The sequence below is a fragment of the Buchnera aphidicola (Thelaxes suberi) genome (assembly GCF_964059005.1).
Taxonomy (GTDB): Bacteria; Pseudomonadota; Gammaproteobacteria; order Enterobacterales; family Enterobacteriaceae; genus Buchnera_I; species Buchnera_I aphidicola_C.
In genome coordinates, this window is the sequence record NZ_OZ060389.1 from 154113 (window position 1) to 167353 (window position 13241).

Annotated in this window: 10 protein-coding genes; 7 read left to right on the top strand and 3 right to left on the bottom strand. The window is 22.6% G+C overall.

The annotated features are described in order from the left end of the window. The first annotated feature begins 137 nt into the window (after positions 1-137). A complete protein-coding gene (locus tag AB4W61_RS00705; RefSeq protein WP_367679068.1) occupies positions 138-1637 on the top strand; it encodes a NuoM family protein in 1500 nt (499 codons plus the stop codon). Between the two features lie 55 nt (positions 1638-1692). Next, complete coding sequence (locus tag AB4W61_RS00710; RefSeq protein WP_367679069.1) at positions 1693-3135, top strand: NADH-quinone oxidoreductase subunit N; 1443 nt, start codon at positions 1693-1695, stop codon at positions 3133-3135. Between the two features lie 142 nt (positions 3136-3277). Here AB4W61_RS00710 and AB4W61_RS00715 read toward each other — a convergent pair whose 3' ends face one another. Next, positions 3278-4225 carry a ribose-phosphate pyrophosphokinase gene (locus tag AB4W61_RS00715; RefSeq protein WP_367679070.1) on the bottom strand — a complete coding sequence of 316 codons (948 nt, stop codon included), beginning with the start codon at positions 4223-4225 and terminating at the stop codon, positions 3278-3280. Positions 4226-4700: 475 nt separating this feature from the next. Between AB4W61_RS00715 and prfA the strand changes: the two genes are divergently transcribed. The 3 genes from prfA to AB4W61_RS00730 all read left to right on the top strand — a co-directional run bounded on the left by prfA (position 4701) and on the right by AB4W61_RS00730 (position 7545). Then, positions 4701-5780, top strand: a complete 1080-nt coding sequence (prfA, locus tag AB4W61_RS00720; RefSeq protein ID WP_367679071.1) for a peptide chain release factor 1 — start codon at positions 4701-4703, stop codon at positions 5778-5780. Positions 5781-5783: 3 nt separating this feature from the next. After that, positions 5784-6614, top strand: coding sequence for a peptide chain release factor N(5)-glutamine methyltransferase (prmC, locus tag AB4W61_RS00725; protein WP_367679072.1), 831 nt, complete (start codon positions 5784-5786; stop codon positions 6612-6614). 112 nt (positions 6615-6726) lie between these two features. After that, a complete protein-coding gene (locus AB4W61_RS00730) occupies positions 6727-7545 on the top strand; it encodes a tetratricopeptide repeat protein (RefSeq protein ID WP_367679073.1) in 819 nt (272 codons plus the stop codon). Between the two features lie 28 nt (positions 7546-7573). Here AB4W61_RS00730 and nadE read toward each other — a convergent pair whose 3' ends face one another. Continuing rightward, a complete protein-coding gene (gene nadE, locus AB4W61_RS00735; RefSeq protein WP_367679074.1) occupies positions 7574-8377 on the bottom strand; it encodes an ammonia-dependent NAD(+) synthetase in 804 nt (267 codons plus the stop codon). 88 nt (positions 8378-8465) lie between these two features. On the opposite strand from nadE, the gene AB4W61_RS00740 reads away from it, so the two are divergent. Both AB4W61_RS00740 and pta read left to right on the top strand, forming a co-directional pair. Beyond that, positions 8466-9686: an acetate/propionate family kinase gene (locus AB4W61_RS00740; protein WP_367679075.1), complete on the top strand. Its 1221-nt coding sequence runs from the start codon at positions 8466-8468 to the stop codon at positions 9684-9686. A gap of 57 nt (positions 9687-9743) precedes the next feature. Then, entirely contained in the window at positions 9744-11867 is a 2124-nt protein-coding gene (gene pta, locus AB4W61_RS00745; protein WP_367679076.1) for a phosphate acetyltransferase, read from the top strand. 243 nt (positions 11868-12110) lie between these two features. Here the strand turns inward: pta and nrdB are convergent, their stop codons facing one another. Next, complete coding sequence (gene nrdB / locus AB4W61_RS00750; RefSeq protein WP_367679077.1) at positions 12111-13241, bottom strand: class Ia ribonucleoside-diphosphate reductase subunit beta; 1131 nt, start codon at positions 13239-13241, stop codon at positions 12111-12113.

Genomic DNA, 13241 nt, shown 5'->3' on the forward strand with positions numbered 1-13241 from the left:
CATTTATAGTTAAATTCAAATAATCTTTTTTTAATAAAAATTTTTTATTTTTTTTTTTTTAAAATTAATAAGCATTTAATCTGATGTTAATATTATTTTTTGAAAAATTGAAAAATATAATAGGACAATAGTAAAAAATGTTACTTTCATTTTTAGTTATAATTCCATTTTTATCAGGTATTTTTTCTTTTTTATTGGGTTTTGTTATTCCAAAATATTGTAAAAAACTATGTTTGTTAAGTCTTTTAATTACATTATTTTTATGTATTCTAATATGGTATCAAAAAAAAAACTATTTATCTAATATACATGGATTGTACAGCAATGAATTTTTAATAAATTGGATTGATAAATTTGGAATTCATTTTCATCTTTTTTTAGATGGATTATCATTTTTAATGGTAATGTTAACTTGTGTGTTAAGTATCATATCTATATTATCTATATGGAATCAAAATTATGAAAAAATTGGGTTTTTTTATTTCAATTTAATGTGCATGATTACTGGTATGATAGGAGTATTTACTTCTGTTGATTTATTTTTATTTTTTTTATTTTGGGAGTTGTCATCTATACCAGTATATTTTTTTATAATTTGTTGGGGTAAAAAAACTATTGCTATCACGAAAAGAATATATATTGCTAACCAATTTCTTATTTATACTCAAATTTCGGGATTGTTGTTATTCTTAGGTATTTTAGTATTAGCTTGGAATTTTTATGACATTAATCATTATTGGAGTTTTAATTATTTTGAATTATCTAATATGGCGTTATTAAATCCAAGTTTAGAATATTATTGCATGTTAATGTTTTTTTTCAGTTTTATAATAAAGTTACCAATCTTTCCTTTTCATAATTGGTTAATAGATGCTCATAAATCTTCTCCTGTATCTGGTTTTTTAGATATTACAGGTCTTTTATTAAAAACATCTATTTATGGTTTGTTACGGTTTAATATTTTTATATTCCCTTATTATTCAAAAAAAATCATGTTCTTTATAACATGTATAGGTATTGTTAATATTATTTATAATAGTTTTATGGCAATTAAATCAAATAATATTAAAGAAATTATAGCTTATACTTCTTTATCTCATATTGGTTTTATATTAATAGGAATTTACAATTCTAATTATATTTCTTATCAAGGTATAATAATTCAAATCATTAGTACTAGTTTATCTATTGCAGCATTATTTATTATTGCATCGCAACTTTATCATAAATTATCAACACATAATATACATAAAATGGGAGGTTTATGGGGTTATTTGAAATGGATCCCATCTTTTTCATTATTTTTTATTTTTGCTAATTTAGGATTACCAGGAACAGCTAATTTTGTTGGTGAATTTATGGTATTACTAGGAATTATTAAAAATAATTTTTTTGTTACTATAGTTATAGTAAGTAGTATGATACTTTCTGCAATTTATTCTTTAAGGTTATTTCATAAAATATATTTTGGTCCATTTAATCAATTAAAAATAGTAAATAAATATTATTTTATAGAATTTTTTGCACTTTTTATGATTAGTTTTTTATTAGTATACATTGGTTTTTTTCCTCAAATTATTTTTAATATTAGTAATAATGTTATGGACAATATTTATTCTTTATTTTTAGTTTGTTAATGAAGAGGTTTTAAAATTTTCAATGATATTATCAAATTTGTTAGAATTCACAACGATGATGCCCATAAATAGCATTATGATTGCTATAATGTTTATAACATTTTTTATTGCATGTAAAAGAGATGCGTTTTTAGTATTTGTATTTTCTATAATAGGAATTTTAACTGCACTTTTTTCATTAAAATTTGCTGTTTTTTCTCCATATATTGCAACGATTGAAATATTTCAAATGCCATTAATGTCGATTTTATATATGCTTATATTATTAACAAATAGTTTAATTGTATGTATATTTTCTTATTTTTGGTCAAAAAAAAAATCAGATATCTATTATAAAGAAGAATTTTATTTATTTTTATTAATTTCTACTTTAGGAGGTATGGTAGTAATTATTGCTAATCATGCTGTTTCTTTTTTTATTGGAATAGAATTAGTTTCTATATCTTTATTAGGAATAATAGGTTACACAATTTTTTCTGATTCTTCATTTAATGCTGTATTAAAGTATGGTATTTTATCTGGAATAAGTTCTATTTGCATGTTACTTGGAATGATTTTAATGTTTTGTACTACTGGATCATTAAATATTAATACATGGGGTTTATATATTGAATATGCTTATTTATATCAAGACTATTTATTTTTAATTGGATTAGCTTTATTTTTTTCTACTATTTTATTTAAATTAGCTTTTTTTCCTTTTCATTTATGGACAGCAGAAATATATGAAGGTGCTCCAATAGTATCATTAGGTCATCTTTCAGGTATTTATAAAATTATTTTTTTATTGATATTAATACGTTTTTTTAGTTTTTTTAATGGTTTAGAAAATAATGAACTCGCTTTTTTTACAGGAACAATTGCTTGTATTTCTATATTATTTGGAACTATAAGAGCTGTATTTGAACCAGATATTAAGAAATTATTTGGTTATACTTCTATAGCTCAATCAGGATATTTTTTAGCATTGATTATGACTGGATTCCATCATAATAAAATTAATTTAGAAAATATTAATTTTTATATTGTCAGTTATTTATTAGGAACATTGGGAGTATTTAGTATATTGAATTTAATTGACCATTTGTATAAAAATTCAAAAAAAAATTATAATATTCAAAGATATGTTGGATTATTTTGGAATCAACCTTTTTTAGCAATTTCTGCAACAATAATGCTTTTTTCTTTAGTTGGGATTCCTCCTACTTGTGGTTTTTTTGGAAAATATTATTTATTTTTAAATATTATTAGCGGTAAATTTTCTATTTTAGGTGTTAGTGGTTTTATAGGATCTATTTTAGGAATGTATTGTTATTTTAAAATAATAGCAGTTTTTTATCAAAAAGTTCCAAAAATAGTTTCAAATAATGTGGGAAACAATAATATTGCTTTATTTTTATTAAAATTGATTGTATTTGTAATAACATTTTTAATTATTTTATTTGGTATATTTCCTCAAATATTGATTAATTTTTTAAAATTAAATATATTTTTATAATAAATCATGTACATTTTATTTTTTATATGTACATGTTTATTAATTCAATAATTTTATAAAATTTTAGAATAAGTATTTAAAATTAAATTTTTACGAATAAAATACAAATATCGTATTTATTATAAATAACAAGAAACTAATATCAATGTTCGAACATTTCGGAAATAGATTCTTCATTACTTATTCTTCTAATAGCTTCAGCAAGCATTCCAGCAAGAGATAATGTGCGTACTTTGGGTAATATTTTAATAGTTTTATTGAGGGGAATAGTATCACATACAACAATTTCATCTATTACGGATTGTTGTAAATTTTGGGTGGCTATTCCTGAAAAAATAGGATGTGTTGCGTATGCAAATACTTTTTTTGCTCCGTTATCTTTTAATGCTTGAGCTGCTTTACATAATGTTCCTGCAGTATCAATGATATCATCTACTAAAACACAATCTCTATTTTTTATATCTCCTATAATATTCATTACTTGAGAAGTATTAGATGCTGATCTTCTTTTATCAATAATAGCCATGTCTGTATCATTTAATAATTTTGCTATAGCTCGTGCTCGTACTACTCCTCCTATATCTGGAGAAACTACAATTGGATTTTTTAATTTTATTTGCAGCATATCTTCTAATAAAATTAAACTTCCAAAAACATTATCTACAGGAATATCAAAAAATCCTTGAATTTGTTCTGCATGTAAATCAACTGTAAGAACACGATCTACACCAACATTAAATAAAAAATCTGCTACGATTTTAGCAGTAATTGGCACTCTAGCAGATCGCACTCTGCGGTCTTGTCTTGAATATCCAAAGTATGGGATTACGGCTGTTATTCTTCCAGCAGAAGCTCGTCTAAGTGCATCTGTTATTACTAATAATTCCATTAAATTATCGTTTGTTGGTGCGCAAGTTGATTGTATAACAAAAACATCTTTACCTCTAACATTTTCATTAATTTGAACACTAATTTCTCCATCACTAAATCTTCCTATAGATGCTTTTCCTAAACTGGTATATAGTTTTCGAGATATTGATTGAGCAAGTCGCGGAACCGAATTTCCAGCAAATAATTTCATATCAGACACAATTACACGCCCTCATATAGAAATAAAATTGGTTTGTTATTTAAAGTTTTATTAATTAAAGTAATCATATTTATATATATATTCATATATGTCAATGTAAAATGTATTGATTGTTTTGTTTATATTTTTACAAAAATATTAATGATCTAACAATATTAAAAATTTTTTTAAGATATAAATAACATTATTATAGCTGTTTAATTAATTACAAATTTATATTTTAGTATTTAAAAGATAAATTTCATATACTTAAAGCAAGTATTTATTTTTTTATTATGATTGTATTAAAATTAATTATTTAATTTTACTAGATATATATTTTATATATAGTTTTTTATATTAAATTTTTAGTGAAACTATTATATAAAATTTTATAATACTAAAATTAAATTTAATTAAATTAAATTTTTTTGATTTGTTTTATTGTATTATATACTAACAATATCAACTAATAATTTTTATTATAATATAAAAAATGAAAAAAAATATTAATTTAAAATTACAGCGGTTACTTGATCGTTATAAAGAATTAGAACAAATGCTATCTGATAAAAGAATAATGGTTACACAAGATTTATATAAAGAATTATCTAAAGAATATGCTGATTTATCAGATATTATTAAGCATTTTAGAAAGTGGAAAAAAATTCAAAAAGAAAAGCATGACATTAATGAATTGTTACATGACCCTGATTTATATAAAGAAGCAGAAATTGAATTAAAATCTCTTGTATTACAAGAAAATAACTTAGAAACAAAAATACAACAACTAATGATACCAAGAGATCCTAATGATTTAAAAAATTGTTTTATTGAAATTAGAGCCGCTACTGGCGGTGATGAATCTGCAATTTTTGCTGGAGAACTATTTAGAATGTATATGAAATATGCTGATATTCATTCATGGAAAGTTGACGTATTGAGTATACATGAAGGTGATCAAGGCGGTTATAAAGAAATTACTGCACAAATTTCAGGGAAAGGGGTTATGAAAAGATTAAAATTTGAATCGGGAGGACATCGAGTACAAAGAATACCTAAAACTGAAACTCAGGGAAGAGTGCATACTTCAACATGTACTGTTGCTGTAATGCCATTAGAAAAAAATATGAAAAAATATGAGAATATTAATTCTAGTGATTTACGTATTGATACTTTTAGATCTTCTGGAGCAGGTGGTCAGCATGTTAATACTACTGATTCTGCAATTCGCATTACACATATTCCTACTGGTCAAGTAGTTGAATGCCAAGATGAAAGATCTCAACATAAAAATAAAGCTCGTGCATTATCGATATTATCAGCTAGGATTCGCGCAGCAGAAGAAGAAAAGAGACATAAAAAAGAATCAATAATTCGTAAATCGTTATTAGGGACAGGAGAACGATCTGATAGAAATAGAACATATAATTTTCCAAATAACAGAGTTACTGATCATAGAATTAATTTAACACTTTACTGTTTGAACGAAATATTAAATGGCAACTTAGATTTATTAATTAATCCTATAATACAGGAATTACACAAAGATTATTTATATCAATTATCTGAATAAAATATGAAAATTAGAGATTGGAAAAAAATCAGCATAAAGAAATTAAATTATGCTTTTAGCGCTTATCATGATGTATTAATTTTATTATCGTATGTTTTAAATCATTCGATTAGCTGGTTAATTGCTTTTGATGACATAGAATTAACGATAGTACAACAAAAACAGTTAAATAAATTATTAAATAGACGCGTAAATAATGAACCATTAAATTATATTATTTGTAGCAAATATTTTTGGTCATTAAATTTTTTTCTATCAAAAGATGTATTAATTCCTCGATCGGATACTGAAAAATTAGTAGAAATATCATTAATTAAAATCAATATGAAAAAAAAACAATATATTTTAGATTTAGGTACTGGTTCTGGAAATATTGCTATATCTATTGCAAATGAATGTTCTAACTGTCATGTAATGGGTATTGATTATACTACTAAAATCATTAAATTAGCAAAATATAATGCTAATAAATTAAATATAAAAAATGTTTTTTTTTGTAAGAGTAATTGGTTTTCTTGTTTAAATAATTATAAGTTTAATATTATAGTTAGTAATCCACCATATATTTCAATAAAAGAAAAGAAAAATTTATCTAAAGATATTATGTTTGAACCAAAAAAAGCATTATTTACTACAAAAAAAGGATTACAAGATATAGAACATATTATTAGCAATGCTAAGTATTATTTATTACAAGATGGTTGGTTGATATTAGAACACGGTTGGAATCAAAAAAATGAAGTATTTAATTTTTTTGTAAAGTATAAATTTACAACAATAGAATCTTATAAAGATTATAACGGATATGATAGGGTCATTGCAGGAAAATTATAACTGTGTTATTAATAATAATATTTAATTTACAATAAATTATAGTATTATTATTAATATAAATAATTTTTTAAATTATGAAATATTAATTAATTGTATATTTTAAGGATGAATTATGAAACTTTTAGTAGAAAAAATTAAATTAAATAATCAATTTTCTATACTTGATGCTATGATTGATATATTTTGTTTGCTTTATCATGATATTTCTAAAGAACTTATTATGTTAGAATTAAATAAAAAAATTCAGGAAGCTAAAGATGTTATTACAAAGATAAAAAATGATGATATTAAATTAAAAAAATTAATTTATTTTTTTTATTCTTATTGGAAATTTAAAAGCGTTGATGGTATTTATAACGTTTCTAATGCGTTACGTATTGATTACGTATTAAGGGAAAAAAAAGGTATAGCATTATCTCTAGGGATAATTTTAATTGATATTGCAAAAAAATTAGATATTAATTTATATCCAATAATATTTCCTACCCAGTTTATTGTTAGTTTCAATGATAAAAATAATAAAGAAATAATATTGATTAATCCTGTTAATGGTGAATTTTTAAATAAAGAAACATTAGATTTATGGTTAAAAGGTAGTGTTAGTCCTACTACTACATTAAAAGAAGAAGATTTAAAATATTCTGAAAATATTGTAGTTTTGCATAAAATATTACATAATTTAAAATTAGCATTAATCGAAGAAAAAAATATGATACTGGCTTTAAAAATAAGTAATTTTTTAATCCAAATAAAAGAGAATGATCCTTATGAAATACGGGATAGAGGGTTAATATATGCTCATTTAGAATGTAATCGTATTGCTATATCGGATTTAACATATTTTATTGAAAAATGCCCAGATGATCCTGTTGCTGAAATTATTAGAATGCAAATTCATTTAATTAAAAAAAAATCAATTGTTTTGCATTAAAAAAATATATTTTAAGTAAAATTTTTTGTTAAATAAAAGGGTACAATCTTTTATGATTATTTTTATAATACCAATATTTAATTTTTTCAATTTCATTATTTGGAATTGTGCGACCTTCAAGAAAATTATCTATAGTTTCATAGCTAATACCTAAGATTTCTTCGTCTGTTTTATATGGAGCATTATCTTCTAATCCAGCAATTGGATCTTTTAAATATAATTGTTGAGGGCAATTTAATGTTTTTAACAAAATTTTTCCTTGTCTTTTATTTAAACTACGAATAGGATTAATATCTGAAGCTCCATCTCCATGTTTAGTAAAAAAACCTGTGATAATTTCGTTTGCATTAGAAGTGCCAACTACTATTCCTTTATTTTGCGCAGCAATACTATATATTATTTGCATTCGTATACGAGATTTAAGATTTCCTTTATCAGATTCGGATAAAATTATATTATTTTTTAATAAAGAATTTATTGTAGTACAAACAATTTTTTTTATATCTATAGATATGGTTTGATTAGGATTGATAAAATTAATTGCAGTTTTACAATCATTTTCGTCTGATTGTATTCCATATGGAAGGCGAATTGCAATACATTTATATTTTTTTATTGCCAAAGTGTTATTAATTTTATTGATTGCCAATTGACAAAGTTTTCCTGATAAAGTCGAATCCTGCCCTCCACTAATACCTATTACTAGTGTTTGGATTTCTGTATGATTTAAAAGATAATCTTTTAAAAAATTGATTCTTTTATTAATTTCTTCTACAGGTAAAATATTTTTTTTTACTTTTAATTGTTGAATCATAACGTGTATATTTTTCATTTTTTTTAAAACCGATAAAATTATTTAATATTATTGATATTGTAGTTTTATTATTGCAAAAATTAATTTATTTTTTAAGGAAATTATTGTGCAAAAATTAATTTTAGTTTTAAATTGCGGAAGTTCATCAATAAAATTTTCTATTATTGACACGGTAAAATATAGCAAGATCTTATCTGGAATCATTGATGCAATTGGTTTACATCATACTAAAGCAGTTTGGAAAATACATAATTATATGTCTGATTGTGTTTATTCGTTTAATAAAATTATAACACATCTAGAAGGTTTAGATTTTTTATTTCAAGAAATATTATTTAAATATAAAGAAATAACGTCTAATATAATAGGAATTGGTCATAGAATTGTGCATGGAGGAAATAAAATTACTACAGCAGTTTTTTTGAATAAAAAAAATATAAAATATATTGAAGAAGCATCATGTTTTGCTCCTACACATAATCCTATAAATTTGTTAGGAGTATCATTTTGTAAAAAAAATTTTCCTAGTTTATCAAAATATAATGTAGGCGTTTTTGATACTGTTTTTCATCAAACATTACCAGCTGAATCATTTTTATATGGCATACCATATAAATTTTTTTATAAAAATCATATTCGGCGTTATGGAGCTCATGGGATCAGTCATCAATATATTTGCAATAAAGTTGCGCAAATATTAAATATACCTAAAAATAACTTAAATATAATTAGTTGTCATTTAGGAAATGGATGTTCTATTGCTGCAATAAAAGATGGGTTATCAGTAGATACTTCTATGGGTTTAACGCCATTAGAAGGTTTAATAATGGGGAATCGTAGTGGGGATATCGATCCTGCTATTATTTTTTTTATGTATAAAAATTTAAAATTGGACATAAAATCTATTGAAGATATTTTAATAAATAAATCAGGATTGTTAGGTTTAAATGAAATAACTAGTGATTTTCGAGAAATTACTTATAATTATTATAAAAATGTAAAATTTAAACTTTCTTTTGATGTATTTTGTCATCGTTTAGCTAAATATATTGCAGGATATTCAACATTAATGGATGGAAAATTAGATGCAATTACTTTTACTGGAGGGATTGGAGAAAATTCGTCTTTAATGCGATTAATAACTATTACTAAATTATCATTATTAGGAGTATTTATTGATCAAAAAAAGAATATTAATGTTAAAAGCAATCGTATTAATTTTATTCATTTAGAAAATAGTATTCCAATTATAGTTATTCCGTCTAAAGAAGAAATTGAAATCGCAAAAGAAACTATGCATGTTATTAATACAAAATGTATTGTATAAATTTAATTTATTGTTCTAAATTATTTGTTTAGATATTTTATATTTAAGGTGATTTATATGTCATTTCCATTATTAATTATTCCGTTACATGAATATGTTGGAATAAATACAGTAAGTTTAAGTATTTTAAAAAATTTTTATGAAAAAAATATTCCATGTTCATTTTTTAACATTATAAAGAATAAAAAAAATATTGTTGTGTATAAAAAAAAAATAATTTCTATAATAAATTTATTAAAATTAGATATAAAATTTATTGAACCTATCAAAGTAGATACAGATACATTAAATTATATTAATCATAATAATTTTAATAGTCTTTTAGATAAAGTTACTGATGCATATTATCAAGAATGTATCGATAGTAGTATGTTTAGTATTAATTTGATTCAAGGATTACCTCTTAGTTCTAAAAATTATTTATTAAATATAAAATTTAATTTATTAATTGCTGAGCGTCTTCGTGCAAAAATTATTTATTTAATGAATAGTAATATTGTATTAAGTATCGCCAAGATAGAGTGTAAACAATTTGAATATAATAATTTTTTTCCTTTGGATAATCATAGTGTAATAGGTATTATTTTAAATAATTCTAAGTTTGATTTTATTAATCAACCAAAAAAAATATCTTTATATAATTATAAAAGTAAATTTAATTTTTCATTACAAGATAAAAAAAAATGGTTGATTGTAGGGGGAATGTATAATGATCCTGATGTTCAATATATTTCGTTGAATAATTTATGTATCTATTTTAATGCAAAAGTGATAACAAGTTTTAATAACGACAATTTTTTTATAAAAAAAATATTTTTTTTAAACTCGCTAAAAGAATTACAGAATAATAATATAGAATCACAGACATTATTTTTAATTGATGTTATTGATATTGAACAATTTTATATAATAATAAATTTTTTAAAAAATAAAAAAATAGTTTTTGCAGTTATATTAATTGTTATGCAAGAAATAATAGACAATAATATAACAATTATACAAAAAAATTATAATTTTATTCCTATTTTTTTTGTTACTTCTTCTAAATTAGAAATATTTGATTTATTACGTACCATTCCTCATACTATGTTCCACAAAAAATTGCAAGAGAGAAAGGATAATATAAATACATTTTCTAAAACAATTGATATAAATTTTAGTTTATTACGAAAAGAAAAATTAATAAATTTAATTAACCCTATTTTTTTTAAATATCAATTAAAAACAATGTGTCAACAATATAAAAAAACAGTTATCTTACCTGAAGGTAATAATCCATTAATAATAGAAGCAGCTTCAATTTGTAATAAAAAAAATATATCTAAAATAATTTTATTAGGTCAGCATAAAAAAATTTATCATTATGCAAAAAAAAATAAAATAGAAATAAAAGATGGAATTCAAATTATAGATCCAAAATTAATATGTAACAATTATATTACAAAATTATTAAATATACGTAAACAAAACGGTCTAAATTTTGAAACTGCATCTAAATTAGTTAAAAATAATATAATGCTTGCAATGTTAATGTTAAAACATGATAAAAATGTAGCTGGAGTAGTTGCTGGAATAGAAACAACAACATCAGAAGTTTTACGCCCCGCTTTTCAAATTATAAAATGTAAACAGCAGTATTCGTTAGTGTCTTCTTATTTTTTTATGTTATTACATGACAGGGTAATAATGTATTCAGATTGTGCTATTAATACTAATCCTTCTTATAAAGAATTGGCAGAAATAGCTATACAATCTTTTGAAACCGCAATTCAATTTAAAATAAAACCTCGAATTGCAATGCTATCTTACATTACTAATACAATAAATAACATCACTGATGAAAATGTTATAAAAGTTATAAAAGCTACAAAATTAGTAAATAAAATTAGGCCAGATATATTAATTGAAGGGCCTATTCAATACGATGCAGCAATATCAAATAATGTAAGTAAAGTAAAATGTCCAAATTCTATAATTAAAGGTAAAGCAAATATTTTTATATTTCCCGATTTAAATACTGCAAATATTACTTATAAAGCAGTTCAAAGATCTACAGGATCAATATGTATTGGACCAATATTACAGGGAATTAATCAACCTGTTAATGATTTATCTAGAGGTGCTTCTATAGAAGATATATTATATACTATTATGTTAACTGTGATACAATCTTCTTCATGATAATGTGTTGAATTAAATTTCTATTAAAAATTCCAATTTTATATTTTTTTAGAAGAATATTCTAACATTGAACACTTTTAATAAATAATAAATTGATTAAATATATATTAAATTTATTTTTCTTTTTAAGAAAATGAAGATATAATAATTTATATTTTTATTAAAATATATTTTTTTAATAAAAAAATTAATTTATTAAATATTTTATTTTATAAAAAAAATATTTTTATATATAAATATTAGTTATAATTGAAAATTTTTTAATTCATTGCAATTAATTGAAGAATCTATTTGTCCTATTAGATAGGAATTAACTTCAACTTCTTGTGGAGCAACTTGTACATTATCTGAAGATAACCAATAATTAATCCAAGGTATAGGATTTGTACAAGCGGCAAAAATAGGTGGTAAACCTATGGATTTCATACGTATATTTGTAATGTATTCAATATATTGATATAAAATTTCTTTATTTAATCCTAAAATTGAACCGTCTTTGAAAAGATATGTAGCCCAATTTTTTTCTTGTTCTGCAGCTTGTTTAAATAACACAATAGCCTCTTTATTGCATTCATTAACAATGCCTTCCATTTTTTCTTCTTTTGCTTGCTCACGAATGATATTGATAATATGTTGTGTTCCTGTTAAATGTAAAGCTTCATCTCGTGCTATTAATCGGATAATTTTTGCATTTCCTTCCATAATTTCTCTTTCTGCAAAAGCAAATGAACAAGCAAAACTAACGTAAAAACGTACAGCTTCTAAAACATTTACACTGATTAAACATAAATATAGCTTTTTTTTTATAGTTTTTAAGCAAACATTTAATTGTTTATTATTTATCACATGTTTACCTTCTCCAAATAGATGCCAATAATTATTTTGTTGAATCAAATCGTCATAATAATGAGAAATATCTTGAGCTCTTTTACATATATGTGAATTATCTATTATAGTATCAAATACTTCAGATGGAGCATTAATAATATTTCTAATAATATGTGTATAAGATCTAGAATGTATAGTTTCTGAAAACGACCAAGTTTCTATCCATGTTTCTAATTCTGGTATAGATACAATTGGAAGTAAAGCTATACTTGGACTTCTTCCCTGTATTGAATCTAATAAAGTTTGATATTTTAAGTTACTTAAAAAAATGTGTTTTTCATGATTTAACAATTTATTATACTGGATGCGATCTTTGGATAAATCTATTTCTTCTGGTCTCCAAAAAAAAGAAAGTTGTTTTTCTATTAACCGTTCAAAAATATTATATTTCTGTTGATCATAACGAGCGATATTTACTGATTGACCAAAAAACATAGGTTCTTTTAATTGATTATTATATTTTTTTGAAAAAGTAGTATATGTCAT

Bases quoted from the DNA above. Each gene is read 5' to 3' on its own strand.
- AB4W61_RS00705 (WP_367679068.1), top strand. From the start codon at position 138: ATGTTACTTTCATTTTTAGTTATAATTCCATTTTTATCAGGTATTTTT.
- AB4W61_RS00710 (WP_367679069.1), top strand. From the start codon at position 1,693: ATGATGCCCATAAATAGCATTATGATTGCTATAATGTTTATAACATTT.
- prfA (WP_367679071.1), top strand. From the start codon at position 4,701: ATGAAAAAAAATATTAATTTAAAATTACAGCGGTTACTTGATCGTTAT.
- prmC (WP_367679072.1), top strand. From the start codon at position 5,784: ATGAAAATTAGAGATTGGAAAAAAATCAGCATAAAGAAATTAAATTAT.
- AB4W61_RS00730 (WP_367679073.1), top strand. From the start codon at position 6,727: ATGAAACTTTTAGTAGAAAAAATTAAATTAAATAATCAATTTTCTATA.
- nadE (WP_367679074.1), bottom strand. From the start codon at position 8,377: ATGAAAAATATACACGTTATGATTCAACAATTAAAAGTAAAAAAAAAT.
- pta (WP_367679076.1), top strand. From the start codon at position 9,744: ATGTCATTTCCATTATTAATTATTCCGTTACATGAATATGTTGGAATA.
- nrdB (WP_367679077.1), bottom strand. From the start codon at position 13,241: ATGACATATACTACTTTTTCAAAAAAATATAATAATCAATTAAAAGAA.